Genomic DNA, 25,613 nt, shown 5'->3' with positions numbered 1-25,613 from the left:
CGAGAGTGGGCAGGCGGGATTCGATGCGAGAGAATCATTAGCTGAGATGCCTAACGGTCATGCATTGCGCAAACTCTTTGGATTCCCGGTTCTGTTTGCCGCGTGCGTTCTTGCTGCCCAGGCACAACAGGACAGCGCGGCTGCGCTGCAGACGCTTGCAAAGGCGCGTGCCAGGCTGGAGACATCGATGGCCACGCTGCCGAATATCGACTGCGACGAGCATGTGCGCTCCGTGGGATTCATCGACAATAAAGTGAAGCGTGAGATTACGCTCGATTCAACCATGCGTGCGACGCGGCAGCCGGATGCGGATGAGTTCAAGGAAGAGCGCACGCTCCGCACTGTGAACGGCAAGACCGTGAACAGAAAGACGGGGAAGATGCAGCGAGATGTGGTTCTTCCGCTTTCGATTGCGGGCGGTTTTGGCAACAGCTTCTCGCCATATCTTGCTTTGAAATATGAGCAATGCCACGCCTACGAACTGAAGCCAAGCGGAAACGACAAAGAAATGCTGATGGAAGTTACCGGCAGGCTGGAGAATTACCAGAATCCCGCGTGCAGCCAATTTATGGTTGCGACCAAGGCACGGTTCTGGCTGGATGCCGATTCAGCGCAGCTTCTTCGCATGGAGTCCGTTTCGCTCCATGCCGGGGATGCGATCGGACTCAAGACGCTGACGACCAAAACCGAATATGCGTTGGTTCCGCTGGGACAGAGCTCGTATCTACTGCCTGTGCGCGTGCATGCACAACTGACGCGCGGCAACGACGATGACGTTGCGATGCAGTATGACGCCGAATATAGCAACTGCCACCGCTTTGAGGTGACGATGGAGATATTGCCGGGAGTGAGCGAAGTGCCGGTGAAGCCGTAATGAAGCGGGAGCGCAGATAGACAGCCCCACTTCGTCCGCGAATGATGCATTGCGGCGAGAGTGGGGCTGTGTAATATGCGCTATCTCAGGTCCGAACACACGGACCTGAGCCATCCGGCGAGCCTCCATACTGTTTGTTCGCATCAATAGACGCGGGCACAAAGAATACACCGGAGCCGAAAAAGATGTAAGAGAACGAACCTGATCCTGAAGCAGCCGCTAAGGCTGTCTTCGATAGATTTCTCTCAAGTTAGCGGTGTTGTAATCGTTGTTGACCGTTGCCAACGGCACATTAATTCGAACTATCCCCGTGCCTGTTTTGCTGCTCACTCTCGTTTGGTTCACATTTAACTGGTTTCCATTCTGTACCGGGTGATCAACTACGGCAGAATGAATTGCATCTAATCCTTTCCACCAGACAATACGGTCGCCTTGCTGCACGTGTAAATTGCCCATCCCCAGAGTACCCACTTTGAAAAATTCGTCAGCTAACACTTGATGCAGAGATTGACCAGACATGATGGAATAACCGAATTGCGCATAGGTGCCCAGGCTATAGCCGTGACAAAAATAACACTGCAGAAGATTCTGTGGAAGCGGATTTGGGCGCCATGCATGTACTTGCACACCAAGATCTGTGCGCACGGAGATGACTTCTCCCGGTATACCGTTCGCGGGAAATGCCGCGTTAACAACCAAATCGCCCGTGTTTTGATCGTATGCTTTCATACGGCCTCCTAAGCTAGGCATCGCACGTCTGGATTTTGATTTTAAACAGGGTTTTCCATTGTTGCTTCCGGCGCAAAAAATTATATACGCATGAGCAGCGTTCGCGAGTCGATACTTAATGAATTGGTGCTTTTCTGAGATTCCTACGGCGCACAAAGAGCCGGAATTCGGGCTTATCCTGATGCGTAGACTCTTGGGAGCTTCTGGCTTTCAGGAATTTACACGGCCAGAGGTCACCAAATGTATCAAGAGTTCTTGTGAACACGAACGCCCCTCGGCTAACCGAGAGGCGATGTGAGCTTGAATTGAAGAAAACTACTCGGCTGCGGCTTGTTCGGCCTCAACTTCGGCCGGGACTTCGCCTTCGGCGACTGCATCGCCGAGGACTTTGACCTTGACCGGAGCGGAGACTTCCTTATGCAGCTTGATGCTGACTTCGAAGTTGCCGAGGGCCTTGATAGCCTCGGGCATCGTGATCTTGCGGCGGTCGATCTCGAAGCCCTGGGCGGCGAGTTCGGCGGCGATGTCCGACGAGGTGACCGAACCGAAGAGGTGACCGTTTTCGCCCGACTTGCGGGTAAAGACGAGCACAACGGGGGCGAGCTTGGAGGCCTGCTCCTCTGCGACGACCTTCTCCGCGGCGGAGCGGCGGACGGAGGAGGCCTTCATCTCATCGATCTGTTTTTTGTTGGCAAGGGTAGCCTGCAGTGCCAGCTTGCGCGGCAGCAGGAAGTTGCGACCGTAGCCGTCTGCGACCTTGACCACATCTCCACGATGGCCGAGGTTGGCTACGTCTTCTCTCAGAATGACTTCCATCTCAAAAATCTCCAGATACCGGAGGCGATTTTACGCCCTCAAAGGGCTTATCGTCATGCCGGCGGATCTCGTTTAGTTCGGGCAGTTCGAGAAGCATACCCCTGGGCTTGAAGGCCCATGTTGTTTGCCGCTCACATTGCCGGGGTTAAAACCCCGGCCTACCCTTAGTGCTTGGTTGCGAAAGGCAGCAACGCGATGTTGCGGGCCTGCTTGATGGCGCGGGTCAGGCGGCGCTGGTGCTTGGTGCAAACGCCGGTGAGCCTGCGGGGAACGATTTTGCCGCGCTCGGCGACGAAGCCCTGCAACAGGCGGACGTCGCGGTAGGGGATGGCGTCGATCTTCTCGGTGCAGAACTTGCAGACCTTCTTGCGACGGAAGAACTTGCCGCGTCCGCCGGGGCCACCGCCGGGACGTCCGCCGCCGGGACGAGGGCCGCGCTCGGAGCCGCCATGTCCGCCATGTCCGCCGTGTCCGCCACCCTGGGGTGCTGGTGCTGCGCCCGACTCGGGCGCCCTGGATTGTGTTTCCTCTGCCATGATGTTTCCTCTTCTCTTGTGAGAACGTTGTTCGGGGTATTGCTTATCGAAATGCCCCAGGAGCTAAAGCCCCACATATTTTCGTGTCTCTCGGCACGACTAAAGTCGTGCCCTGTTACAAAACAAATAGAACCGTGTTAAGCGCTGGCCTGGACGGGCTCGGCGGTTTCGGCAGCCGGAGCGGACTCGACCGGAGCGGACTCAACTGGAGCGGACTCCACTGGAGCAGGCTGAGCCGCAACGGGCTGAGCGGGAGCGGGCGGCGCGGGGCTGACCTCGGCGCTGCGCTTGACGCGCGTGCCGCGGATGGCCTTGATCTTGGCGATGCGCTTGTCTTCCTCATCCGTGCGCACGGTGATGAACTTGATCACCTGCTCGGAGACGCGGAGACGGCGCTCGAGCTCGGCGATCAGACCGCCCTCGGCCTCAACGGTGAGCAGAATGTAGTTACCGTCGTTGAACTTGCGGACGGTATAGGCGAGCTTGCGCCGGCCCATCTTTTCGACGGACTTGAAAGCTCCTCCGCCATTGGTGACGGTGGCTTCATAGCCAGCAATCAGCTTGTCGACATCCTCATCGATCACATCAGGCCGAACGATGAACATTACTTCGTATACTCGGGACATCCGGTTTCTTCTTTCCGCCGCTAAAGCGGCAGGGAACAGTGGACAGGTGATGGTGAACAGAACGTTATCCAAGGTTCCCGATATTGTGTCTCACATCCGGCGACAATGACCTGCTGATTACGAATCAGCTGCTCTATGCCGGAGTACATCTTTTCTTCTTCCGACGGATCGTTTAATCGCGCCGGTTAAATTCATTCATCGCCGTTGATGGCCCTTGTTCGAGGATGCGACGCGTGGCTGTTGCCACTTTGTCGAGCACCTCGTCGAGGACCGTCAGGTCGGCTTTTCGCATCGGCGTGAGGAGGTAATCTCTGCCTCCGCGGCGGATGCTCGCTCCCGCTGCGAGCGCTTCGGGAGGCAAGTTTGCTCCTACCCCGATGCGCAGCCGCAGCCACTCCTGCGTTGCCAGAGCGCCGGTAATGCTGCGGGCGCCGTTGTGGCCCGCGGGCGAACCGCGCTCCTTGATCTTGAAGCTGCCCAGCGGAAGGTCGAGATCGTCGTAGATGACGAGCAGGTCCTGCGATGGGTCCGCTTCGAACTCCCGAACCAGCGCGGCGACTGAAGCTCCGCTCAGGTTCATATATGTGTCCGGCTTGGCCAAGACCACTTCGCGCCCTGCGATTCGGCAGGTTGCGGTCATGGCCCGGCATCGCCGGTTGTCTACCGTAACGCGCTCTTGCTCCGCGATACGGTCAATTGCCAGGAACCCCGCGTTATGTGGGGTCCAAATGTACTCAAGGCCCGGATTGCCGAGGCCCACCACGAGGAATGGGCCGCGGCGATTACTAGACTCTTGCGTGTCGGCCAAGGCTTACTTCTTCGCCGCGCCTTCTGCGGCGTCAGTCTTGCCCTTCTTGGCCACTTCAGGCTCTGCAGGGGCTGCAACTGCTGCGACATCCGCGACCGGAGCAGCTTCTTCCCTGATGGAGACGACGTGCGCCACGGTGGTCTCTTCGTCGGCGAGGAACTTGTACTTGTCGGAGTGCGCCAGATCCTTGACTCGGACGACGCCGTGCAGGCCGAGGCTGGTCACGTCCACATCGATGTGGCTCGGAATGTCACCGGGCAAGCACTCGATCTCGACTTCACGGAGCACCTGGTCGAGGATGCCGCCTTCTGCCTTGACGCCGATTGCAATTCCGACGATCCGGATGGGTACGCTGACCTTGAGGGTCTTGTCGAGCGCAATGCGCTTGAGGTCGATGTGAAGGAGCGAATCCTTGATGGGATCGAGCTGCCAGTCGACGATCATGGCCTTGGCGGTGCCTGTGCCGGAGAGATCGACGTCGAAGATGGTGTTGTGGCCGGTCTCGGAGTAGAGGATGCGCGAGATCTGGCGGGGGTCGACTTCGACGGCGACAGCCTCATGGCCTGCGCCATACAGTACGGCGGGAATCTTGCCGGCGACGCGAACACGGCGGGCGGCGTTCTTGTTGAACTTGCCCTCACGGGGCTTTGCGATGACTACTTCAGGCATTTCTCTCTCATTTCTGTCGGGCACGGGAAGCAGCTCTTGGCTGTCAGCCATCAGCTTTCAGCACGATTAAGCTGGTGCGAGCTTTGTCGCGTTCCGCTCCCTTTGTTGGAGCCAGAGATCAGGGGTCAGGGGTCAGGGGGTGAGAAAAACTTCTTCTCACTCCACCGGCCCTGCGCCTGCCGCAGGCTGCGTTCCTGTTGTCGGGTCACCGATCCCTGAAACCTGATCCCTGACCCCTGTTAAGAAAACAGCGTTGAAACGCTGGTCTCCAAATGGATGTTCTCAATGGCCGTGCCGAGCAGGCCGGCGATGGAGAGCACCTTGATCTTGTCGAGCTTCTGCGCGGCTTCTCGCAGAGGCACGGTGTTGGTGACCACGAGCTGCTCCAGGCGGCTGGCCGCGATGCGGTCAATGGCCGGACCCGAGAGCACTGCGTGGCTGGCGCAGGCATGAACGCCGGTCGCGCCGTTGGCAAAGAGGGCATCGACGGTCTTTACGAGCGTGCCTGCCGTGTCAATGATGTCGTCAATGATGAGGCAGGTGTGATCCCGCACATCGCCGATGACGTTCATCACCTCAGTGACGTTAATGTCCGTGCGCCGCTTGTCCACAATGGCCAGTGGCGCTCCAATCTTCTGCGCAAAGTGCCGCGCGCGCTCCACGCCGCCCGCATCCGGAGAAACCACGGTGAGATTGGGCAGGGTGAGCTTTTGAAAGTAGCTGACCAGAACGGGCGAGGCGAAGATGTGATCCACGGGGATGTTGAAGAAGCCCTGAATCTGCGCCGCATGCAGGTCCACGAAGAGGGCGCGATTGGCGCCGGCCGTGGTGAGCAGGTCAGCGATGAGCTTGGCGCTGATGGCGACGCGCGGGCGGTCCTTGCGATCCTGGCGGGCGTAGCCGTAGTAGGGCACAACCACCGTGATGCGAGCCGCCGAAGCGCGCTTGAGCGCGTCGATCATAATGAGCAACTCCAACAGGTGCTGGTCTACTGGATAGCAGGTAGGCTGCACCACAAATACATCCACTCCGCGAACGTTTTCGAGCAACTGAAAGTAGACTTCGCCGTCTGCAAAGCGCTGCAGCTTGGCTTCGCCGACCGGTACGCCGATGTGGCGCGCGATCTCTTCCGAAAGAGGCCGGTTCGCGGTGCCGGAGAAGATCTTGAAGCGCTTGTCCTCAGCCAGGTTCCGCGAGCGCTTGCGCTCGGGCACGGCCTTGGGGTCCTTTGCCTTGGCGTCTGCGGCGGGCTGTGCGCCGTCTTTGCCGGTTAGCTCTTCGCCCGATGCGGCCTGCCGCTTGTCTTCCAATGTCACCGTCAACGTTCCCTGATCCATCTCTCTGTACCCTCCAAGCTGGTTTGCTTTGGCTGATATTTTTCCGGGGCTACTGTAAAACACTGTGCTTTGCGGCAGGGCTAAAGCCCTGCCCTACCACTCAAATTTTGGCTGGGCGACTAGGATTCGAACCTAGACAAGTGCCTCCAAAGGGCACTGTCCTACCGTTAGACGATCGCCCAACACTTCAACCCCGGCGAACCTGTTTCGTTCGTAGGATTTGCCCGACAGCCCGTTGGTTACTGTTTCGTGCCCAACGGACCGCTGTCAATAGTCTTTCACACAAGCATTTCTGGCCAGTAAACCGAGCGGGGAACGGTGCGGGTGATACTTGCCGCAACGTCTGGAACCTGCTCGAGTCTTGCTACTGCCGCTTCCGCTGCTCCACGAGTTGAATACAACCCGAAGAGCGCCGAACCGGACCCCGAGAGCGAGGCATGGATGGCTGCCTCCGGTGTGCCGGTGGCCGCAAGAAGACGCTTGATTTCACGCAGGGAAGGATGCTGGGGAAAGACGACCTGTTCAAAGTCGTTTGCGATCCAGCTATGGATCCCGGTGCGGACAAGCGCGGACTCTTGTGGTCCGGCCAGGTTCTCTCTCATGTTTACATCAGCGGAGGGAACACCGGAGGAGCCAGATGCAAACGCGCTGGCGTAGGCACGGCTCAACTGTTTTAGTTTACCGGTGCTTTGCTCTGCGGTCAATTCCTGCACGGCGCAGAGGGTGTCCCAGTCTCGGAAAGCCTGCGGGGTGGAGACGCCGAGGGCCGGGATGGCTACTACGCACCAGGTGGGCTCGATGTCGGGTAAAGGGTAGACTTCCTGGCCGCAGTCCAGGCCGAGGACTGTGCCGCCGATGAGGAAGAGGGGGACATCGGAGCCCACGCGGGCCGCGATTTCGAGGCGTTTGCTATCCCAGGTCTCAAAATCGAGACCCTTCGACAAGCTCAGAGCAGGCTCTGGGGCACCCGGTGTTTCGTTTTTCAAGACACGCAGTTCGTTTTCGAGGCCGATGAGCGCGGCGATAGCGTTGGCCGAGCCTGCGCCGAGACCGCCTTGCACCGGCAGATGCTTTTCGATGTGCATTTCGACTTCGGCGGTGGCTTCAAGAGTCTGGAGGGTTAGCTCGACGATTTTCCAGGCAGTATTGCGGCTGTCCGAAGGGACGCGGGTGTCGTTCGAGGTGATTCGGATAGCGGTTTGCGATGCTGGGCGGGCGGTGACCGTCAGGAAATCATGCATTTCGAGGGTCTGGTAGACGGTGACAAGCTCGTGGAAGCCGTCGGGACGCGGGGCTCCGATGTAGAGGCCGAGATTGATCTTTGCGTGGGAGCGGACCCGCGTGGGCATGGTTACAGGGTACAGGGTGCGGGGAGCAGGTTACAGAGAGACGAGCGGAGCGATCAGGCTAGTTGCTGAAAATACGGCAGACGTGCGGCTTTGCGATCGAAGGTCAGCGTGGTGGAACAGCCTGCCCATGAATTGAGCGCACCAATGAGAGCGTCTTCGAATTCGCCTGTGCCGTCTTCTAGCGCACACACCGCCTCGTATACTTGCTGCCGATTTTGAACTGTAAGTGTTTTCGTGGTGAGGATTTCCTGCAGATGAGCAGCAATTTCCATTGAGGTTAGCTTCATGACACTCCGCATAACCCAGACAAGCTCAAGTGTCGCGACGATACTGATAAATCCAGGATGCTCTACGCTCAACTGTTGCTCAAAGATACGATTTACGCGTGGTGATTGTGCTGGGTCATCTTGACGCAGATAGCGCAGGACGATGTTCGTATCCAGTCCGATCATTTGGATTGTTCCAGAAATCTCCGATAGCGCATCGTGGCCCCCTCCTCGATGGCGGCGTTCATCTCTTCGATGGTTAGTGGTTTGTCGCCTTTGGGCAGGCTGCCCTTCAATTTCGTGACAGGTCCCACTGGAAGAATGACGATTCCGCCATCCGGTCGTACGAAGATCCTCAATTTATCACCGGCCTTTATGCCTGCGCGCTCTCTCGCTTCTTTAGGCAAGGTGAACTGATTTTTGCTGCTAACTGTGACGTCCATGAGAAGCTCCCGCTTTACATTTTAGCAAAAAGTAAAGCGCTAGTGAACAGTCGTAGATTCGGCCAGACGGCGGGCTTCGCGCAGAGCGGTGACTTCGTCGCCTGTTGGCAGGAATTCCATTGCGACTGTATGACGGTAGTTCAGTTCGATGAGCTTGCGGAAGATGTTGGTGTAGTTGATTTCGCCGGTGCCGGGCTGGTGGCGTCCGGGGACGTCGGCGACGTGGATGAGGCCGATGACGTCGATGTGCTTCTGGAGTTTCTCGATGAGGTTGCCTTCAGCGATCTGCTCGTGGAAGAGGTCATAGAGGAATTGGACCTGCGGATGATTGACGGCTCGGACGATCTCGATGGCTTCCGCGGCTGAGGGCAGGAAGTAGTGGGGATTTTCTTCGAGGTCGATGCATTCGAGGAGCAGGCGGACGGGCTGGCCATCAATCTGGCGGCCTTCGACGAGTGAGGCGGCGCGTTTGAGGGCTTCGATGCAGCTTTGATGTTGCGCTTCGCGCGAAATGCCGGGAACGACGTTGCCGGTGAGGACGATCATGGCCGGGCAGCCGAGCGATTCCATGGGAGTGAGGGCCCGTTGGAGATCGGCGAGGAAGGCGTCACGGCTGGATGGATCGGCGATGCCGCGCGGGAGGCCGGCGGTGGCGTCGAAGTGGATGCCGAGGCGCTTGCGGGCGGCGTTGGCGCGGTCGAAGTCGGGTTGCGACCAGTGGCTGTACTCGCCGACCAGCTCGACGTTGGTGTAGCCGGCTTCGGCTACTTTGGCTAGGCGGTCTTCAAAGGGCAGGCCGCGGAAGACCGTCCAGAGCATGACGGAGAGCGAAAAGGGCAGTTGAGCGCGGGATGCGGGCTGGCTTTGTGCGGATCTGTCAGATGCAGACAAGGCTGGCGCGGCAGCAGTGCCGGCGGCGGCTGAGGCGAGGAGTTGGGCGAAGGCGCGGCGATTCATGCATTGCAATGCTAGGCGATTTATGCACCTTATTGCTATGCGAGATTGCATTCGAGGCGAGCGGAGACACGAAAACCCCGCCTGCCGGATCTGGTCCGATGGGCGGGGTTTCAAAGGAAATGCTGAGTTGAGGAAAGGCTACGCCGCTTTGACGATCTTTCCGGTCTTGATGCAACTGGTGCAGACGCGGAGGCGCTTGGAGGCGCCGTTGACGAGAGTCTTAACTGCCTGGAGGTTGACGTTCCAGCGGCGGCGGCTGACGTTGTGCGCGTGCGAGATGTTGTTGCCGAACTGCGGGCCTTTGCCGCAAATATCACATACCTGTGCCATGACTTTGACTCCAAAACCTTTTGATGAATTCGTATCCACCCCATCGCACCCAAATCGCGCTCTGGGGACCCCGGCTTCGTGCCGCATCCTAACTCAGCCGGCGGACCAAGCTGCCAGCGAGGGCGCAGACGCACGATGGCACTCTGCCCACGGCTTGCCGAACTCTCAGTATAGCTCGAACTGGCTTTCCGAGCAATCCTGCCAGCGCTGGACAATGTTTCAGTTTGAATCCACCGCTTCCGGATTACGGTGTTGCCGTGTGGCTTCCAGAATCAGGTTCTGCAATTCATCCAGAGCCTTGCCGATTGCCTTGCCCGCCGTATCGAGAACAATATGCGGAGTGCTCCAGGGCTCAAATTGCAGATGCTGGACGGTCTCCCAGGTAGGCACGAAGTGGCCTTTGATATCTGAGGTTCTTTGCTCAACCCTCCGCCTGTGTTCGGACTCTTCCGAGCAGATGATTTCGACTTCAATCAGTGGAACTTTTGCTTCCCTTGCAATCTCAGCCCAGGATGCGCGTGTCATCCGCAACGGATTCACAGAATCTGCAATGATCGACCGGCCGACGCGCAGGTTTTCCGCTGCGAGCGCGTAAGCAACGAGATAGCCGGACGGACCGACATCATTTCCCAACACTCCGCTGCTCAGAAGCGTTTGCTCGATTGTGTCGATGCGAAGGTAGACAAAAGGCAAACGGCCCGCGAGCGCTCGGGCGAGGGTAGTCTTGCCGGTTCCAGGGTATCCGCCAAAGGCAATGAGCATCAGCTTATCCCTTTCTTCTATTGAACTGGATCATGCGAACAGACCCACTGCCTGCGGTTGGCTGCCGATGCATTGAATGTTCATGGGAAGATTGTGGAGGCGAGGTGGGGTGTAAGGCAAACGGAGGGGAACAAGGAACAGCAAAAAGCTACTGCAACAACAAAAGCAGATCCCTTCCCGCCGCCTGAAAAACGGCTACGGTCAGGCTGACACCTTCGCGGAAAACTGAGCGGTGCGGCACCGCGCGAATGGCGCGGGGTGCGGGCAGTTGCCTGTACGGCCAATCGCAAAAAAACTCCCTTACCCGCAATGAGCGGGCAAGGGAGATCGGTAAGCACAACAAGTTTTATTCAGGAGGCAGCACCGGTTTGCGCCGGCGCTGATCTGGCGACTGAGCAAATAAGCAGGCTCGGCCGCAAAAGAATCAATGCTGCTTAGAACTGCTTACTGGCCGTTGGCCGGCGCGCCGTTGAAGACGAGCGTGGTCTTGCCAAGCTGCAGGGTCTGGAGCGTGTTCACATTGCCCTGGCGGTCAACGGTGAAGCCATTGTGGCTCTCGGTCGCATCCACTGCCTTGGCGGCAACGGTAACCGGTTTGGGAGAGTACTTGTCCTTCTGAATGAGCGTGACCTGTACGTCGGAACCGGTGCCGGTCCAGGTGACCTTGTAGTCGCCGGCAGGCAGTTGGTTGGAACCGACAGTGACAGCCTCGGGGATGGTTACGGTCTGCGAGTTCTTGGCAGCGAAGGCGGGAACAGAAACGAGAGCAAGAATTGCCGCGGAATAGAGCAAGCGCTTCATGATGATTCTCCTCAGCCTGCCGCCTTAATTTTCCCCGTATGGGGTACGGCATTAGAGCAAGTAAAACATACGGTTGTCAACAATGAACCTTAAGAAATGTTAAGTGCTTTAAAATCAATGCATTTTCGACCATAAACGGCATGGATACAGATAGCTACGGGATGCGAGCAACGTGCTGGCGTGTGTGGCTGGCCGGGTGCAATGCAGCTTTTTCCGGGCAAAGCCGCATTGCGCATCCTGGCGTAACGCTGGAGGAAGATTTACTGACCGCTGGCTGAGGTGGTGTCGAAGATCAGCGTGGTTTTACCCACCTTGAGGGTGCGGAGCTTGCTGACATTGCCCTGGCGCTCGACAGTGAAGCCGACCTGGCTCGTTGTGGCGTCTTCGGCCTTGGCGGTGACGGTGACTGGTTTCGGTGAGTACTTGTCTTTTTCGAGCAGCGTGACCTGCACGTTGGAGCCGGTGCCGGACCAGGTGACTTTGTAGTCGCCCGCTTCCAGTTGTGTGGTGCCGACGGTGACGGCCTCAGGGAGGTTAACGGTCTGCGAGTTTTTTGCGGCGAAGGCGGGAATGGAAATAAAGGCAAGCATTGCGATGAAGAGCAGGCGCTTCATAGAGAGTCTCCTCGGTTGCCATGAATGATTGAGACGCTGGCAACATTGGGAGTCAGTAAACGACAGGACTGTCGGCCGTGCAGCTTAAGAAATATTGAGGGCTTTGACTGTAATCGAAGAGCGATCATGCCGTGAGGCGGGCGCTGATAAGAGGGATTGAGATTTGCACGCGCAGGCCGGGATACATGTTTTCCGCAGTGATGGAACCGTGATGCGCCTGCACGGCGCGGCGCGCGATGGAGAGGCCGAGGCCTGAGCCGGCGCCGTTTTTGTTTTCGCGCGATTCTTCCACGCGGTAGAAGGGATCGAAGATGCGGACGAGAGCGGCTTCCGGCACGCCGGGGCCGTGATCGCGAACGACGATGACGGCGCAACGCTCGGTTTCCGTGGCCGTTACTTCAACGACTCTGCCTTCCGGCGAGTAGCGAACGGCGTTGCGCAGAACATTCTCAATGGCGCGGCGGAGCATCTCGCGGCTTCCGAGAGCGTGGCCTGCAATGGCGCCGTCAAGCTCAACGCGGCAGCCGCGGATCTCAGCCTCGACCGCGCAGTCGCGAACGACATCCTGCACGACATCGCCGAGGGGTACGCTTTCCGCGCCGCGCAGCGCGGGGTCGCCTTCGACAAAGGTGACTTCAACGATGTCGGCGACGAGCGTGGAGATGCGATCGACGTCGCGCTCAATGCGATCCAGAGCGGTCTGCGGATCGGGTGAGGTGCGGGCGAGTTTGATGGCGAACTTGAGACGCGCAAGCGGAGAACGAAGCTCGTGAGAGATGTCGCCGAGTAGCTGGCGCTCACTGACGATAAGTTTTTCAAGGCGCTCTGCCATCTGATCGAAGGAGCGTGCAAGCTGGCCGATCTCATCGGGACGCTTTGTCTGGATGCGGGCGGTGAGATCGCCCTGGCCGAAGAGAGCGATGGTGGAGGCGATGCGGCGAATGGGCAGCACGACGCCGACGGCAGCGAGCCAGAAGACGACGGCGGTGGCTCCGAGGACGAGAAAGTAGTAGGGCAGAAAGGTCCAGATATGGATGCGCCCCAACTGACCAACGGCAGCGAACCAGTAGACGCCGTCCTGGGAGCGGTGGCTGATGATCCAGTGGCCGTGTCCGTCGTCGGTGCGGGAATGCGTGGCGGGCGGGGCGGGAAGCAGCCATCTGCGGTCCGCGCCGGTGATCTGATCGATTCCCTGCGCATCGAGCAGATAATGGGAGCCCGCAAAGATGCGGTCGAGCATGCCCATGTATTCGGTGAGCCCCTGTTGGCCGCGGTGTTCATAGGCGGAGCGCGCGCTCTCAAGCTGCACCTCATCCATCCTCTGGAAGGTGGGCTCGATTCGCTGCTGGGTCATGCGGTTGGCGATGGCCTGAAAGACGAGGAAGGAAAGCGCGAGGATGGCAATCATCGAGACCACGGTGGCCACGACGAGCGATTTGAGGCTGAACCATTGACGCACGCGCCTTGCCATCATTCTGCTCCCGTAAACATATAGCCCACGCCGCGCACGGTGCGGATCAGCTTTTGGCCATCGTGGAGTTTTTTGCGGAGATGGCTGATGTGGACGTCGAGAAAGCGGTCATAAGGCGTGGCTTCGCGCTCAAAGAGGGCGGCGGTGATTTCTTCGCGGGAGATGACGCGGCCGGCGGAGCGCATGAGCATCTCGAGCAGGTCGAACTCCATGCCCGTGAGCTGAAGCAGCTCGCCCACGCCGCCTGTCTCGTCCCAGGCTTCGCGGGTGGTGGTGTTGAGACGGACGCTGCCGAGAGTTACCTCCTGCTGCGGGCCGGATGGCGTGAACTCCATGCGGCGCAGCACGGCGCGGATGCGCGCGAGCAGTTCATCGGGATCGAAGGGCTTGGGCAGGTAATCGTCCGCGCCTGTATCGAGGCCAAGGATGCGGTCCTGCGCCTCAACGCGCGCGGTGAGCATGATGACGGGCACGGTCTTGCGGCGGCGGAGCTGCTTGAGGACCTCAAAGCCGTTGAGCGCGGGGAGCATGACGTCGAGAATGACGAGATCGTGCGCGCCGTTGAGCGCGGCGGCAAGGCCGTCGCGGCCATTGTTGGCAGAGGTGAGCTTGTGCCCGGCCAGCGCGAAGAACTCCGTCATCATGCCGCAGAGCTCCTGATCGTCATCGACGAGGAGAAGCGAGAGCGCGGACTGTTTTTCGGAATGTTCCATAGGTCTTGCGTTGCAGCTCGCAAGCGCCGTCCGCGTGGCCGCACGCGGGCGCTGAGTCAAGTGTAGCCCTGAGAGGAAAGTCTCTCATAGCTTCGCGTCCAGTTGTTTGTTGGGTACATCTTCCCGGGTTCCGCTATAGCTTTCCCGCGAGTGGGTGCCCCGGCATTGCGCTGAAGCGCGACGGCTGCCGCGCGCACGGGCAGGACGAGCTTATGACAGTCGATTCCTATTGGAAGTCGTTTGATCTCTTCTATGTGTTTGTGAAAGAGCTGGAGCGCATGGGACAGCAACGCCGATCCCGAACGGCCTATTTTCCCCCGCTCTGGACTTTCTCCCAGAAGCTTTTCAGGTTCTGAACGTTCCCCGGCTTTGCGGCTGGCGGCTTGGCAAGTCGCGCCTGTTTACGACTGTTAATCAGGTCCGTGATGGTCTTCCATGTGTTGGATGGCCCCGGAGCCTGAGTATTCGAATCGGGAATAGACGCCGCGCCGAATCCGCTGCCCGCGCTCACTTCAACACCGTGCGGTGAAAATACTTCATCGAGCAGATTGCAAATTGCGGCTTCCTCGTGGCCCATGATCCATGCGCGCGAGTTATTGCGGGGGCGGCCAGTGTATGGGTCGGAACCACCGTTACACCCAAGGTAAGCGGAGGCCAACTGCGCCCAATACTCCCTCGCGTTCGAGGCCGCATAGTTGGTTATGGGTGCGTATTTCGACTTGAAGAACTTCCAATTCCCCCCGTCCGCAACGTGTTGGTTGGCGCTATCCTTTACATAAATATCCGCTTCCGAGGTCCAAGGCGTCATATGGAAGCGCGGGCCGTCAACCCATTCGACTTCCAGCGCCGCCTTCACGGCAGAGGCGGTGTGTATGGGACTTCCCGTGACTATGCCGGTCATCTGGCCGTCTATATCGGCGGTGCCGCATCTCACGGACCCGTCGCCCATGACCACCACTCCCTTCAGCTTTCTTTTGTAGCAATCTACGATAACTTGCTTCTGGCGGGCGTCCATGGCGTGCAAATGGATGGTATGTGCGAACTCGTGGGCGGTAGTCGAGTACTGCTTGGCGTAACAAGCGCCGCCGGCGGCCAGCGCATCTCCGGTGACGTTCGCTCCCAGCAGGTTCTCCTCCGTGACTGCGATGTAAATCTTACTTCCAATTTGAATGCCGCCCATCCCCCGGGTCTCTCCCCAGGTTCGCGAGGGGCCCGAAGTGTTCTCGGAGATGGACAGAGCGACTCCTGTGGACTGATTAACCAGGGAAGGCGAGGCCTTGAACTCCGGCAGCGCGGTAAACGGGGTATCGGCTGGAACCACTATGACCTCAAAAGACGAGTCGATGAACTTGCGAGCCAGCTCGGTATTCTTACCTAACATGGCGCTGATAATTCTCAACGCTTCCACCTTGGCGGCGCCACGCTTGCCCGGGGGGATATGCGAAGTCTTCAACATGGCCTTGGCGTGGAGAAACCCAATCTGCTGCGGGTTAAGGTCTTCCTCTTTGTAATCGGTTTCGCGCTGGCGTATTGCGATCGTTTTGGCCAGAAGTTCCTGGTGGAAAGCAGCGCGTGACTTGTCGGTTTGCGGGTCCGGCATACCGTACCTCCTGTGTGTGTGGGGGGACTAAAATGAGGAGAATTTCGGACGCTTTCGAGGTTCCGCTGAATCTTACCACACCTGCGATTTGACTCGATCCACAAACCTTCCCCAGCCGCTGGCATGGCTCCTGCTTGCACTGCTCCGCACCGACCTGCTCTGATGTTTCCGCGGAAACAATTTCAATGGCGAGGGAGCCGAAGATGCAGGAGTTTCGCAGAGAGTTTTTGCGGATGGCGGGGCTGGGTGTGGCCGGGAGTGCGGCGATGCTGGTTCCGGCCCAGGCGACGGGGCAGAAGACGGGACGGATCGATCGCGAAGGTTGGCCGGGAATCTTCAGTGTGCGGGATTTTGGCGCCAAGGGTGATGGCACGACGATTGATACGCCGGCTGTGAACAAGGCGATTGATTATGTGGCGAATGGTGGCGGCGGGACGCTGATTTTTCCGGCGGGCGTGTATGCCTGCTACTCGATTCATTTGAAGAGCAATGTGGCGCTGTATCTCTCGCAAGGCGCGACGATACTGGCCGCGCCGACGCCGTATGAAGGGATGACCAGCGGCGGTTACGATGCGGCTGAGGCGCAGGGTGCGTGGGAGCCGTTCCAGGATTACGGCCACAATCACTGGCACAACAGTTTGATCTGGGGCGAGAATCTGCATGACTTTGGCATCTTTGGGCCGGGGCTGATTTACGGCAAGGGGCTGAGCCGCGGGCATGATGAAAAGGCGCTGCCCAACACGACTGCGCCGGGTGTGGGCAACAAGGCAATTGCGCTGAAGAACTGCCGCAACGTGATTCTGAGCGATTTTTCGATTCTGCAGGGCGGATGGTTCGGGGTTCTGGCGACGGGCGTGGATAATCTGACGATCGACAATCTGAAGATCGATACGAATCGCGATGGGATTGACATTGACTGCTGCAAGAATGTGCGCGTGTCGAACTGCACGGTGAATTCGCCGTGGGACGACGCGATCTGCCCGAAGAGCTCGTATGCGCTGGGCGAGGCGCGCATGACGGAGAATGTGACGATTGCGAATTGCTTTGTGACTGCCGGTTATGCGCTGGGTTCCTTGTTGGATGGGACGTGGAAGCCGTTGAATACGAATGGCCGCGCCTGGGGCACGGGGCGCATCAAGCTGGGCACGGAGTCGAATGGCGGATTCCGCAACATTGCGATTACGAATTGCGTCTTTGAAGCTTGCCAGGGATTTGCGTTGGAGACAGAAGACGGCGCGGTGGTGGAAGACATTACCTTTACCGGCGTGACGATGCGGAATATTAATTCTGCTCCGATATTTCTGCGGCTGGGCTCAAGGCTGCGCGGGCCAAAGCCGGAGACGGTGGTTGGTTCGCTGAAGCGCGTGATCATCAGCAATGTGACAAGCTCGGGCGCGTCACAACTGCCTTCGATTCTTGCCGGAGTTGAGGGGCATCCGGTGGAGGACATCAAAATCAGCGATGTGTATCTGCACCAGGTGGGCGGCGCGGATGCGGCGATGGCTGCGATCAACCCGGCGGAGAATGCGGAAAAATATCCCGACCCGCGGATGTTTGGCGATCTGCCCGCAACGGGGTTCTATGCGCGGCATGCGAAGAACGTGGAGTTCAGCAACGTGGAGATTGCCACGGAGCGTGAGGATGCGCGGCCTGCATTTCATCTGGAAGATGTGGACGGCGCGGATTTCTTTCGCATGAAGTTTCCGGGGCGCAAGACGGCGGGACAGTTTCGGCTGAAGAATGTGGCGGATTTCCGCGTATTTGGCTGCAAGCACTATGCGGATGCGACGATGGAGCATGCGGATGACAAGGTGGTTTAAGTGGCTGGCGGGGGCAATGGTGGTCTTTGCGGCTGTGCAGGCTGAGGCGCAGCGCAAGCCGATTGTGGGGGCGTATCTCTTTCCGCAGGATGCGAAGCTGGATGCGGCGCAAGTGAATGTGCGGGCGCTGACGGGCATCAATTATGCCTTTGCCAATATCGAAAATGGCCGCATGGTGACGGGATTCAAGCATGATGCGGAGAACTTTGCGACGCTGAATGCGTTGAAGAAGGGGAATCCGCGGCTGACGGTACTGATTTCTGTGGGCGGATGGCTTTGGTCTGGCGGGTTCTCCGATGTGGCGCTTACTACGGAGAGCCGCGCTGTGTTTATCGACAGCGTGATGGATTTCCTGGGCCGCTACCATCTGGATGGGCTCGACATTGACTGGGAGTATCCGGGATCGGCGGGCGCGGGACACAAGTTTCGCGCCGAGGATAAGCAGAACTTTACGCTGCTGCTGGCAGAGCTGCGAAAGCGCTTTGACGCCGACACGAAGCGGACCGGCAGGCGGCTGTATCTGTCGATTGCTGCAGGCGCATCGAATGAATTTCTGGCAAACACGGAGATGGCGAAGGTTGCGCGGATTGTGGATACGGTAAACCTGATGTGCTACGACTACTACGAGCCGGATTCAGGGCCGATTACCGGGCATCATGCGCCGCTGTATACCAATCCTGCGGACCCGCAGAAGGTCTCTGCCGATACATCTGTGCAAGCGTTCGAAGAGGCGGGCGTGCCGGCGGAGAAGATCCTGTTGGGGCTGCCGTTTTATGGGCATGTTTGGGGCCAGGTTGAGGCCACGGCGAATGGACTGTATCAGCCGGGCAAGCCGATTCCGCATGCGTTTGCGCCGTATAGCGCGATTGCGGCGACGATGCTGGACCACGGGTTTACACGCTACTGGGATGCGACCTCCGATGCGCCTTATCTCTACAACGCGGACAAGAAGATTTTCGTTTCGTATGAGGACCCGGAATCGATTGCGGCGAAGGGCAGCTATGTATTGAAGCGCAAGCTGGGTGGAGTGATGTTCTGGAGCTACGAGTCGGATGCGAATGGTACGCTGCTGGGCGCTGTGGATGCGGCGCTGGGGTTGAAGGCGACGCAGTAGCGCGTAGCGGAACTTGAACCAGGCTCGAAGTTAAATTCCATTCCATAACAGCGAAGAAAATCGATATGCGAGCGCAATTCGTGCGTGGTAGGCTTGCTGCGTCTGAAATTCACATATAGGAATCGCCGGTAATGAAGAAGCCTCTTGCTGCTTTGCTCTGTTTTACGTTTTCCGCCGTTGTTGCACAGGCACAGGCTGCCAGAACTCCCCTGCCGCCGCAGCCCCCATCGGATGAGTTGGCCAAGACGCGGCAACAGTATCCCTTTGCCGATCCTAAGCTGCCAATGGAAGACCGCATCACGGATCTGCTGAAGCGCATGACGAGCGATGAGAAAGTGGCTTGCCTGGGAACGCAGACCGCCGTGTACCGGCTGGGTGTGCCGAATATCGGCTCATCCGAAGGCATTCATGGCGTGGTGCAGCGCGACCCGCGACCGAACAGGCCGCCGATTACGACGACGCAGTTTCCGCAGCCGCCGGGCATGGGCGAGACGTGGGATCCGGAGATGGTGCGCGCGGAGGGCGGTGTACAGGGTTACGAGGCGCGCTACATCACGCAAACAGACCAGTACAACCGGCAGATTCTCATGACGTGGGGACCGCAGAGCGACCTGATGCGCGATCCGCGCTGGGGCCGCAGCGAAGAGGTCTACGGCGAAGACCCGTTCTTCAACGGCACAATGGCGGTTTCGTTTATTCACGGGCTGCAGGGCGACGATCCGAAGTACTGGCAGGCAGCGGCGCTGCTGAAGCATTTTCTGGCGAACAGCAACGAGAATGGCCGCAGCATAACCTCGTCGGACTTTGACGACCGGCTCTTCTGGGAGTATTACTCGGTACCGTTCCGCATGGGTTTTGTGGATGGCGGCGCAAAGGCTGTGATGGCGAGCTATAACGCGTGGAACGGCACGACGATGGCGGTGAATCCGATTCTGAAGTCGATTCTGCGCGACAAGTGGGGCGTGGAGATTCTCTCAAGCGACGGCGGCGCGGTGAAGCTGCTGTGGGACAAGAGGCACCTGTATGCCGACCAGAAGGCTGCGGTGGTGGCATGCCTCAAGGCGGGCATCAATCAGTTCCTGGATAAGTGGTCGGACGAGACCAAGGCTGCTCTAAAGGATGGTTCGATCACGGAGGGTGAGATTGACGAGCTGCTGCGGCTGAAGTTCCGCACGGAGATTCGGCTGGGATTGCTGGACCCGCCGGAGATGGTGCCGTACTCGAAGATCAAGGGCGGCTCCGATGCTGGCGGCGAGCCTTGGAACGGCGATAAGCACAAGGAGATTTCGAAGAAGGCGGCGCTTGAGTCCGTGGTGCTGCTCAAGAATGACAAGGACTTTTTGCCGCTGAAGAAAGATGGGATCAAGTCGATTGCAGTGATTGGTCCGCTGGCGGATTCGGTGGAGTGGGACTGGTATGGCGGTACGCCCCCGTACAAGGTGACGCCGCTGGCTGGAATCACCGCGGCGGTGGGACCGAATGTGAAGGTGAACTATGCGGCGAGCGAGCTGGGGCAGGCTGCGGTGCAGGCTGCGCGCAAGTCGGATGTGGCGGTGGTAGTGATTGGGAACGACCCGAAGTGCGGGCCGGATATGCCGCGCGACTGGGATGACAACGGGACATTTCCCTGCACCAACCCAAGCGATGGCCGCGAGGGCCGCGACCGTGAGCGGCTGGACACCACAGAAGAGCAGTTGGTGAAGCAGGTCTACGAGGTGAACAAGAAGGTTGTCGTGATCCTGGTTTCAAGCTTCCCGATTGCGATCAACTGGAGCCAGGAGAATGTGCCGGCGATTCTGCATATAACGCACTCCTCGCAGGATGAGGGCACGGCGCTGGCCTCGGTGCTCTTTGGCGATTACAACCCCGGCGGCCACACGGTGGAGACGTGGCCCAAGTCGCTCGATCAGCTCCCACCGATGATGGATTACAACATTCGCCACGGCAAGACCTACATGTACTTCAACGGCGAGCCACTGTATCCGTTTGGATTCGGGCTGAGCTATACGACCTTCAAGTATGCGAATCTGCGGACCAGCACGCCGCAGGTGGCGAAGAGCGGCGAGGTGACGGTGAGCGTGGATGTGACCAATACTGGAAGCCGCGCGGGCGATGCCGTGGTGCAGTTGTATGTGAAGCACCTTGGCTCAAAGGTGGAGCGGCCGCAGAAGGAGCTGAAAGGCTTCAAGCGTGTGTCGGTTGCGCCGGGCGAGACGAAGACGGTTGAAATTCCGCTGAAGGCGAGCGCGCTGGCCTACTGGGATGAGAAGACGAAGGACTTTCGCGTGGAAGCTGAGCAGGTGCGGTTGATGGCGGGCGGTTCGTCCGCAGACCTGCCGGCCAGCGCGAACCTGAAGGTGCAATAGGCCGTAATTTACAAAAGCGGATCGGGCTTCCAGAACGTGGATATGTCGCGGATGAAGGATTTTCGTCTCTTCGGCAAGCACTTTTGGGCTTCCAATTCGATGCCTTCAACGTCTTTAATATCATCAGCTACGGCAATCTGGACACGGCATCGGCGACGCCGGATTTGGACAGGCCGGATTTGGACAGATTGTGCAGTAGAACCAGATCCGCTCTGTAGAACGGCACCCGCAGTTCTCGGCGCGGTACACTTTCTAAAGGCGACCGATTATCCGTGGTCGCCGCTTCCCCGAAAACTTTTTGGCCGGCTTTCCATATCTATACCGGTCGGGTCGGCCCAAGGAATCGATACAGAATCATGCTGCTTGAAGTTTGTGTGGACTCGGTTGAATCAGCGATTGCAGCCCAGGCGGGCGGGGCGGATCGCATTGAACTTTGCTCGGCGCTGCGCGAGGGCGGGATCACTCCCAGCGCCGGCCTTATCCGCTCGGTACGGACGGCTGTCTCCGTTGGCGTTCATGTCATGATTCGTCCGCGCGGCGGCGACTTTTGTTACACGCCGAGTGAAGTGACAACCATGCTCGAGGACGTGAAGGAAGCGCACATCCTGGGCGTCGATGGCGTGGTTCTTGGCGCGCTTACGCCGGATGGCGATGTGGACATGGCGACTACCGCGGAGCTGATTGCTGCGGCGCGGCCGCTCAGGATTACCTTTCATCGCGCCTTTGATGTGACGCGCGATCTGAATCGGGCGTTGGAAGACGTGATTGAGCTGGGCGCGGAGATCCTTCTTACCTCCGGCGGAGAGCATGACATTGTGCGCGGGACCGCCAGCATTGCTCAGCTTGTCGAAGCCGCGCGCGGCAGGATCGCGATTCTGGCCGGCGGCGGCGTGCGGCGTAATAACGTGCACGATTTTGTACACGCGACTGGAGTGGAAGAGGTACACACATCGCTGGGCGCGCGGACTCCAGGTGCGTCACGCTACTGGAATCCGCGCGTGGTGCTGGGAGCGCATGCGGAAGACCATGCGCGCTACGTGGTGCGCGAAGCCGATGTGCGCGCGCTGAGGCAGACGCTCGATGGCATTGCGGCCGAGCAGTCCTTTGCGCGGCGCTGAGGACCACCAATCCCAAACGCGAGGGGAATCAAGGTTCTCGCTGTCTAATTACCGGCCCAGTTGAAGAGTTGAAACTCGCGGATGTGCGCCTCCGATGTGCTGGAGAGAATATCTAGCCGCACGCGCCGCGCGGTCACAGCAGGGAATTTGTCGATCTTTTTGTGGCCAATGGCCTGACCCTGCGCAACGGGCTTCCACTTGTGCTCACTCTCGCTCCACACTTCAATGGCGTACTTCTCGACATGCTGGCCGTCATTGAGCCACTCCATTGTTACGGCGTGATCGAAGGTCTCGGGTTTGTCGAAGACTACTTCAAGCTGCGCGTGATGTGAGCCTGCGGGCGCGGACCAGAATGTATCCGGATCGTTGTCGAGCGCAGCTGCGGCCTCCGGCGTGGTGGCAGCATGATGCGCGGCAAGATTATTCTCTGCTCGCTTTTGCAGCGCAGCGCCAAACTCTTCCAGGCGCTTCACGTCGGAGTCGGGCAGCAGGCCGCGTTTATCAGGCGCAAGGCCCAGCATAAGCTGCGCTCCGCGGCCTGCGGATGAGTCATACGCATCCAGCAGCTCGGGTACAGACTTCAGTGAGGCTTCATCGTTGGGATGCCAGAACCAGTGCATCTTACGCAATGGCGTGTCGGCTTCAGCGGGCCTCCAGCGGCGATAGCCGTGGCGATCAATCACGTTCCAGTTTTCATAAGGAACAACGCCTGCTTCATTGCCTACCCAGCGCGCGTCGCCGTATTCAAAGAGCGCCATGTCGGCAAAGACCACGGTGTTCGGTTGATAGGTTCGCAGCGTCTCAACGATCTTCGGAAAGTTGTAGACATGGCCTGCGCTACCCGCGCCATCCAACCAGAACTCCACCAGGTCGCCGTAGTTTGTGGCCAGCTCTTCCAGCTCCGCGTTGTAATACTTGTCGTACTCGGCGGAGTCCTTGTACTTCGGCTCATGCCGGTCCCAGGGCGAGAGATAGACGCCGAACTTCAGTCCGTATTTCCGTGCGGCGCGCGCCACGTCGCCCACTACATCGCCTTTGCCGTTCTGCCACGGGCTGCTCTTCACGCTGTAATCGGTTTGCCCGGTGGGCCAGAGACAAAAGCCATCGTGATGCTTGGCCACCAGCACCACATACTTCGCGCCGGAATCGCGAATGGCCTTCATCCATTGATCGGGATCGAACTGCGTGGGGTTGAATGTGGCTGGACTGGCCGTGCCGTCGCCCCACTCGCGGTCAAGAAAGGTATTGGTGGAGAAATGAAGGATGACGCCGAATTCAAGATCCTGCCACGCGGTCTGATACGGAGCAGGAGTTATCACGCCCGCTTCCTGGCCGCGAGTCGCAGGAACATTCAGCAATACAAGCAAAGCTGCCGCGCAGGCAATCCAATACTTCGCGTTGCGTCTCATGATCCCCTCTCAATTTTTATCCGCGCATCGCGCGCCATAAGGCTCCCAGCACTGGATCGGCGGGTTCGTCCACGAAACGGATTGCAGGATAGAGCTCGCGCAGCGCCTGCCGCATCGCGGTGCGCTCGGGCTCTACATGCGCCAGGATGCTGCCGGCGATGGCGATCTCCGGCGGTTGGAATTCGCCGGGTTCCACTGCGCGCATACGCTCAATCAGCAATGCGGCGAGATAGGCGAGATCGCGTCCGCCCTGCGCGAGAATCTCCTGCGCCACTGCGTCACCTGCTGCTGCACAGCGGACAACCTCCGGCGCGAACTTCGATGCATAATGCACGGGATGCTGCGCATTCGCAAACTCGATCAACGCATCCACCGTTGGCAAATCGAATAGCCTCCGCGCGGATTCCAGAAGCTGTGAAGGCCGCTGCGCATCGCGTGCCAGAAAGCCGCGGCGCAGGCCTTCGAGGCCGATGAAATGACCCGAGCCCTGATCGGCGAGATTCGGACCCCAGCCGCCGGCTGTCATGATCTCGCCATTCGCGGCGCGCGCGGCCACATTGGAGCCGGTGCCGGCCAGCACCAGCACGCCGCGGCCTCCGTGAAAGATCGAGTCAAGCGCGATCTCCACATCACCGACGATGATCAGCTCACCGCCCACGCGGCGCGAAAACTCTTCTCGCAGCCAGTCGGTGACCAGCGGCACGGTGTTGCCGGAGGTGCCGATGCAGGTGCGCGTGATCTGCGACATCTGCACGCCTGTTGTTGCTTCGAGTTCCGCGAGCGCGCCTGCAACGTTTTCCGCAGCAACTGCCGCATCCGCATTGACGCGACGAATGGTTCCGCTGAACGTGCGTTTGAGCTCACGCGTTTCATCCGTGAGTAAATATTCAGCCTTGGTGCCGCCTGAATCCACCGCAAGAAAATACGACATTCGTGACTAACTCCGATTCCGCCAGGCCTCAATGAACGTCCGGCAGAAGGTTCCAGATTTCCGGGTCTTCGGTTCCCAACACCCACGAGCAGAAGCCCTGAAGACCGCGCTGTTTCACCAGTTCATAGCGATCCTGAAAGGTGCGCTTGTCGGTATAGAAGATCCATTCGCGCAACTGGTCGCGATAAAAGAAGAGAAACGCATTGTGATCCTCAGCATCCCACTGCGGTTTGCCGTTGTAGTCGGTGGCCAGGCGCAAAGCATCGGGCGTGCTGATGTAATCGGCCGTCACGTTGGGATGCTCCGTGCCGTCCTTATCCACCGTTGGCGCTTTGGTGTACCAGTGATAGCCGTAGAGCGGAATGCCGAGCGAGAGTTTTTCTTTCGGCACAACCTTCAGCGCATAATCCAGGTTTTCAACGGTCCATCCCCAACCCGCAACAGGCCCCGGCATCGTCCAGCGCGTGTTCTGGTCGTAGGTCATCAGGCAGATCAGGTCCACGGATTTCGCCAGCGCAGCCAGATCATACGCGCCGCGCCAGTCGGTAAAAATCCACTTGGAAAATCCGCCCTGGCCCGGATAGCCCGGCGCATTGGGAACGGTGGCAATGCTGAGCTGTAGGCCTGCTGCGTGCAGCAGTTGCGCGGTATTGGCTGTTACGGTGCTGAGCCTGTCGCGATCGAGATAATCCACGTTCTCCAGGTCAAACTGGAAGCCAACATAGCCATGCAGCTTAGCCTCGCGTAGCAGCGCTTCGTTCATGCGCAATTGAGCATCAGGGTTGCCTGCCAGGGTATGAAATCCCTTTTTATTGAACATCGCAAGAATCGGCATGACCGGCACGCCTTTGGCCTTTGCCACTGCCAGCACGGTCATGTTTGGGCCGCCGGTCACTAAGCCGTTTTCATCCACCTGGTACCAGGTGGGAACGAGGATGTCGATCTTGGACGCATGCGCCAGAAACGAGCGGATTCCCTCAGGACTATCCGTCAAATAAAACAGCGCCGCGGGCTTGGCGTTTGCCCAGCCGCAGAGCAACAGTAAAGCCACAAGCAAAGTGAGCCGTCGCATCTTTCACCGCCTCATTCAAACGCTCACAAGAGAGCTGTAAAGGCAGCATATCGCGCCGGAGCGGGGTGGAACGATCTGGATT

At 58.9% G+C, this 25,613-nt stretch carries 26 protein-coding genes and 1 tRNA gene; 5 read left to right on the top strand and 22 right to left on the bottom strand.

All coding sequences use genetic code 11. From position 1 onward, the window contains the following. The first annotated feature begins 46 nt into the window (after window positions 1-46). Entirely contained in the window at window positions 47-874 is an 828-nt protein-coding gene (locus ABSG47_RS03385) for a hypothetical protein (RefSeq protein ID WP_424166385.1), read from the top strand. 219 nt (window positions 875-1,093) lie between these two features. Here ABSG47_RS03385 and ABSG47_RS03380 read toward each other — a convergent pair whose 3' ends face one another. The 19 genes from ABSG47_RS03380 to ABSG47_RS03290 form a co-directional block, all read right to left on the bottom strand. Then, the gene (locus ABSG47_RS03380; protein WP_424166382.1) at window positions 1,094-1,603 is read right to left on the bottom strand and encodes a hypothetical protein; all 510 of its coding nucleotides are present in this window, start codon (window positions 1,601-1,603) and stop codon (window positions 1,094-1,096) included. Window positions 1,604-1,918: 315 nt separating this feature from the next. Then, window positions 1,919-2,419: a 50S ribosomal protein L9 gene (rplI, locus tag ABSG47_RS03375; RefSeq protein ID WP_424166379.1), complete on the bottom strand. Its 501-nt coding sequence runs from the start codon at window positions 2,417-2,419 to the stop codon at window positions 1,919-1,921. A gap of 164 nt (window positions 2,420-2,583) precedes the next feature. Then, window positions 2,584-2,955 (bottom strand): 30S ribosomal protein S18, encoded by a 372-nt coding sequence (gene rpsR / locus ABSG47_RS03370; protein WP_424166376.1) that lies wholly within the window; start codon window positions 2,953-2,955, stop codon window positions 2,584-2,586. Window positions 2,956-3,092: 137 nt separating this feature from the next. Then, on the bottom strand, window positions 3,093-3,581 hold the full coding sequence (gene rpsF, locus ABSG47_RS03365) for a 30S ribosomal protein S6 (protein ID WP_424166373.1): 489 nt from the start codon (window positions 3,579-3,581) through the stop codon (window positions 3,093-3,095). A 172-nt stretch (window positions 3,582-3,753) separates the two neighbouring features. Next, window positions 3,754-4,389, bottom strand: a complete 636-nt coding sequence (gene pth, locus ABSG47_RS03360; RefSeq protein ID WP_424166370.1) for an aminoacyl-tRNA hydrolase — start codon at window positions 4,387-4,389, stop codon at window positions 3,754-3,756. Window positions 4,390-4,392: 3 nt separating this feature from the next. Next, window positions 4,393-5,058: a 50S ribosomal protein L25 gene (locus tag ABSG47_RS03355; protein ID WP_424166367.1), complete on the bottom strand. Its 666-nt coding sequence runs from the start codon at window positions 5,056-5,058 to the stop codon at window positions 4,393-4,395. A gap of 239 nt (window positions 5,059-5,297) precedes the next feature. Continuing rightward, a complete protein-coding gene (locus tag ABSG47_RS03350) occupies window positions 5,298-6,395 on the bottom strand; it encodes a ribose-phosphate diphosphokinase (RefSeq protein ID WP_424166364.1) in 1,098 nt (365 codons plus the stop codon). A 108-nt stretch (window positions 6,396-6,503) separates the two neighbouring features. Beyond that, a tRNA-Gln gene (locus tag ABSG47_RS03345) sits at window positions 6,504-6,577 on the bottom strand. A 96-nt stretch (window positions 6,578-6,673) separates the two neighbouring features. Beyond that, window positions 6,674-7,744: a 4-(cytidine 5'-diphospho)-2-C-methyl-D-erythritol kinase gene (locus ABSG47_RS03340; protein ID WP_424166361.1), complete on the bottom strand. Its 1,071-nt coding sequence runs from the start codon at window positions 7,742-7,744 to the stop codon at window positions 6,674-6,676. 53 nt (window positions 7,745-7,797) lie between these two features. Beyond that, window positions 7,798-8,196 (bottom strand): type II toxin-antitoxin system VapC family toxin, encoded by a 399-nt coding sequence (locus ABSG47_RS03335; protein WP_424166358.1) that lies wholly within the window; start codon window positions 8,194-8,196, stop codon window positions 7,798-7,800. Next, on the bottom strand, window positions 8,193-8,453 hold the full coding sequence (locus ABSG47_RS03330) for an AbrB/MazE/SpoVT family DNA-binding domain-containing protein (RefSeq protein WP_424166355.1): 261 nt from the start codon (window positions 8,451-8,453) through the stop codon (window positions 8,193-8,195). The genes ABSG47_RS03335 and ABSG47_RS03330 overlap by 4 nt, the downstream gene beginning before the upstream one ends. 39 nt (window positions 8,454-8,492) lie before the next feature. Beyond that, on the bottom strand, window positions 8,493-9,410 hold the full coding sequence (locus ABSG47_RS03325) for a hydroxypyruvate isomerase family protein (RefSeq protein ID WP_424166352.1): 918 nt from the start codon (window positions 9,408-9,410) through the stop codon (window positions 8,493-8,495). 138 nt (window positions 9,411-9,548) lie between these two features. Continuing rightward, complete coding sequence (gene rpmB, locus ABSG47_RS03320) at window positions 9,549-9,740, bottom strand: 50S ribosomal protein L28 (RefSeq protein ID WP_058188674.1); 192 nt, start codon at window positions 9,738-9,740, stop codon at window positions 9,549-9,551. 219 nt (window positions 9,741-9,959) lie between these two features. Continuing rightward, on the bottom strand, window positions 9,960-10,502 hold the full coding sequence (locus ABSG47_RS03315; protein WP_424166348.1) for a P-loop nucleotide/nucleoside kinase family protein: 543 nt from the start codon (window positions 10,500-10,502) through the stop codon (window positions 9,960-9,962). A gap of 444 nt (window positions 10,503-10,946) precedes the next feature. Beyond that, entirely contained in the window at window positions 10,947-11,303 is a 357-nt protein-coding gene (locus ABSG47_RS03310; RefSeq protein ID WP_424166346.1) for a hypothetical protein, read from the bottom strand. A gap of 260 nt (window positions 11,304-11,563) precedes the next feature. Then, complete coding sequence (locus ABSG47_RS03305) at window positions 11,564-11,917, bottom strand: hypothetical protein (protein ID WP_424166344.1); 354 nt, start codon at window positions 11,915-11,917, stop codon at window positions 11,564-11,566. Window positions 11,918-12,041: 124 nt separating this feature from the next. Beyond that, window positions 12,042-13,391 carry a sensor histidine kinase gene (locus ABSG47_RS03300; RefSeq protein ID WP_424166341.1) on the bottom strand — a complete coding sequence of 450 codons (1,350 nt, stop codon included), beginning with the start codon at window positions 13,389-13,391 and terminating at the stop codon, window positions 12,042-12,044. Beyond that, complete coding sequence (locus tag ABSG47_RS03295; RefSeq protein WP_424166338.1) at window positions 13,388-14,101, bottom strand: response regulator transcription factor; 714 nt, start codon at window positions 14,099-14,101, stop codon at window positions 13,388-13,390. The genes ABSG47_RS03300 and ABSG47_RS03295 overlap by 4 nt, the downstream gene beginning before the upstream one ends. Window positions 14,102-14,408: 307 nt before the next feature. Further along, entirely contained in the window at window positions 14,409-15,701 is a 1,293-nt protein-coding gene (locus ABSG47_RS03290; RefSeq protein WP_424166335.1) for a hypothetical protein, read from the bottom strand. 185 nt (window positions 15,702-15,886) lie between these two features. Here ABSG47_RS03290 and ABSG47_RS03285 point away from each other — a divergent pair, with 185 nt between their 5' ends. From ABSG47_RS03285 to ABSG47_RS03270, 4 genes are all read left to right on the top strand, one after another. Continuing rightward, complete coding sequence (locus tag ABSG47_RS03285) at window positions 15,887-17,521, top strand: rhamnogalacturonidase (RefSeq protein ID WP_424166333.1); 1,635 nt, start codon at window positions 15,887-15,889, stop codon at window positions 17,519-17,521. Further along, window positions 17,505-18,635, top strand: coding sequence for a glycoside hydrolase family 18 protein (locus tag ABSG47_RS03280; protein ID WP_424166331.1), 1,131 nt, complete (start codon window positions 17,505-17,507; stop codon window positions 18,633-18,635). Before ABSG47_RS03285 ends, ABSG47_RS03280 begins: the two co-directional genes overlap by 17 nt. A gap of 131 nt (window positions 18,636-18,766) precedes the next feature. Next, window positions 18,767-21,001, top strand: a complete 2,235-nt coding sequence (locus ABSG47_RS03275; protein WP_424166328.1) for a glycoside hydrolase family 3 C-terminal domain-containing protein — start codon at window positions 18,767-18,769, stop codon at window positions 20,999-21,001. A gap of 356 nt (window positions 21,002-21,357) precedes the next feature. Next, complete coding sequence (locus ABSG47_RS03270; RefSeq protein ID WP_424166326.1) at window positions 21,358-22,119, top strand: copper homeostasis protein CutC; 762 nt, start codon at window positions 21,358-21,360, stop codon at window positions 22,117-22,119. A 44-nt stretch (window positions 22,120-22,163) separates the two neighbouring features. Here the strand turns inward: ABSG47_RS03270 and ABSG47_RS03265 are convergent, their stop codons facing one another. From ABSG47_RS03265 to ABSG47_RS03255, 3 genes are read right to left on the bottom strand one after another with little or no spacing between them, the layout of a single operon-like run. Then, on the bottom strand, window positions 22,164-23,528 hold the full coding sequence (locus ABSG47_RS03265; RefSeq protein ID WP_424166324.1) for an alpha-L-fucosidase: 1,365 nt from the start codon (window positions 23,526-23,528) through the stop codon (window positions 22,164-22,166). A 16-nt stretch (window positions 23,529-23,544) separates the two neighbouring features. Then, the gene (locus ABSG47_RS03260; protein ID WP_424166322.1) at window positions 23,545-24,459 is read right to left on the bottom strand and encodes an N-acetylglucosamine kinase; all 915 of its coding nucleotides are present in this window, start codon (window positions 24,457-24,459) and stop codon (window positions 23,545-23,547) included. Window positions 24,460-24,487: 28 nt separating this feature from the next. Beyond that, on the bottom strand, window positions 24,488-25,531 hold the full coding sequence (locus tag ABSG47_RS03255) for a glycosyl hydrolase family 18 protein (protein ID WP_424166320.1): 1,044 nt from the start codon (window positions 25,529-25,531) through the stop codon (window positions 24,488-24,490). Window positions 25,532-25,613 lie beyond the last annotated feature (82 nt).

Origin of the sequence: Occallatibacter sp. (assembly GCF_049510455.1) — a bacterium.
GTDB lineage: Bacteria > Acidobacteriota > Terriglobia > Terriglobales > Acidobacteriaceae > Telmatobacter.
Note: the sequence above shows the minus strand (reverse complement) of the source record. Positions and strands in the feature narration are given on the sequence as shown.

Bases quoted from the DNA above. Each gene is read 5' to 3' on its own strand.
- ABSG47_RS03330 (WP_424166355.1), bottom strand. From the start codon at position 8,453: ATGGACGTCACAGTTAGCAGCAAAAATCAGTTCACCTTGCCTAAAGAA.
- ABSG47_RS03305 (WP_424166344.1), bottom strand. From the start codon at position 11,917: ATGAAGCGCCTGCTCTTCATCGCAATGCTTGCCTTTATTTCCATTCCC.
- ABSG47_RS03280 (WP_424166331.1), top strand. From the start codon at position 17,505: ATGACAAGGTGGTTTAAGTGGCTGGCGGGGGCAATGGTGGTCTTTGCG.
- ABSG47_RS03350 (WP_424166364.1), bottom strand. From the start codon at position 6,395: ATGGATCAGGGAACGTTGACGGTGACATTGGAAGACAAGCGGCAGGCC.
- ABSG47_RS03335 (WP_424166358.1), bottom strand. From the start codon at position 8,196: ATGATCGGACTGGATACGAACATCGTCCTGCGCTATCTGCGTCAAGAT.
- ABSG47_RS03270 (WP_424166326.1), top strand. From the start codon at position 21,358: ATGCTGCTTGAAGTTTGTGTGGACTCGGTTGAATCAGCGATTGCAGCC.
- ABSG47_RS03260 (WP_424166322.1), bottom strand. From the start codon at position 24,459: ATGTCGTATTTTCTTGCGGTGGATTCAGGCGGCACCAAGGCTGAATAT.
- ABSG47_RS03295 (WP_424166338.1), bottom strand. From the start codon at position 14,101: ATGGAACATTCCGAAAAACAGTCCGCGCTCTCGCTTCTCCTCGTCGAT.
- ABSG47_RS03255 (WP_424166320.1), bottom strand. From the start codon at position 25,531: ATGCGACGGCTCACTTTGCTTGTGGCTTTACTGTTGCTCTGCGGCTGG.
- ABSG47_RS03310 (WP_424166346.1), bottom strand. From the start codon at position 11,303: ATGAAGCGCTTGCTCTATTCCGCGGCAATTCTTGCTCTCGTTTCTGTT.
- ABSG47_RS03275 (WP_424166328.1), top strand. From the start codon at position 18,767: ATGAAGAAGCCTCTTGCTGCTTTGCTCTGTTTTACGTTTTCCGCCGTT.
- rpsR (WP_424166376.1), bottom strand. From the start codon at position 2,955: ATGGCAGAGGAAACACAATCCAGGGCGCCCGAGTCGGGCGCAGCACCA.
- ABSG47_RS03340 (WP_424166361.1), bottom strand. From the start codon at position 7,744: ATGCCCACGCGGGTCCGCTCCCACGCAAAGATCAATCTCGGCCTCTAC.
- ABSG47_RS03315 (WP_424166348.1), bottom strand. From the start codon at position 10,502: ATGCTCATTGCCTTTGGCGGATACCCTGGAACCGGCAAGACTACCCTC.
- ABSG47_RS03325 (WP_424166352.1), bottom strand. From the start codon at position 9,410: ATGAATCGCCGCGCCTTCGCCCAACTCCTCGCCTCAGCCGCCGCCGGC.
- ABSG47_RS03265 (WP_424166324.1), bottom strand. From the start codon at position 23,528: ATGAGACGCAACGCGAAGTATTGGATTGCCTGCGCGGCAGCTTTGCTT.
- rpsF (WP_424166373.1), bottom strand. From the start codon at position 3,581: ATGTCCCGAGTATACGAAGTAATGTTCATCGTTCGGCCTGATGTGATC.
- ABSG47_RS03380 (WP_424166382.1), bottom strand. From the start codon at position 1,603: ATGAAAGCATACGATCAAAACACGGGCGATTTGGTTGTTAACGCGGCA.
- ABSG47_RS03285 (WP_424166333.1), top strand. From the start codon at position 15,887: ATGGCGAGGGAGCCGAAGATGCAGGAGTTTCGCAGAGAGTTTTTGCGG.
- rpmB (WP_058188674.1), bottom strand. From the start codon at position 9,740: ATGGCACAGGTATGTGATATTTGCGGCAAAGGCCCGCAGTTCGGCAAC.
- ABSG47_RS03300 (WP_424166341.1), bottom strand. From the start codon at position 13,391: ATGATGGCAAGGCGCGTGCGTCAATGGTTCAGCCTCAAATCGCTCGTC.
- rplI (WP_424166379.1), bottom strand. From the start codon at position 2,419: ATGGAAGTCATTCTGAGAGAAGACGTAGCCAACCTCGGCCATCGTGGA.
- ABSG47_RS03355 (WP_424166367.1), bottom strand. From the start codon at position 5,058: ATGCCTGAAGTAGTCATCGCAAAGCCCCGTGAGGGCAAGTTCAACAAG.
- ABSG47_RS03385 (WP_424166385.1), top strand. From the start codon at position 47: ATGCCTAACGGTCATGCATTGCGCAAACTCTTTGGATTCCCGGTTCTG.
- ABSG47_RS03290 (WP_424166335.1), bottom strand. From the start codon at position 15,701: ATGCCGGACCCGCAAACCGACAAGTCACGCGCTGCTTTCCACCAGGAA.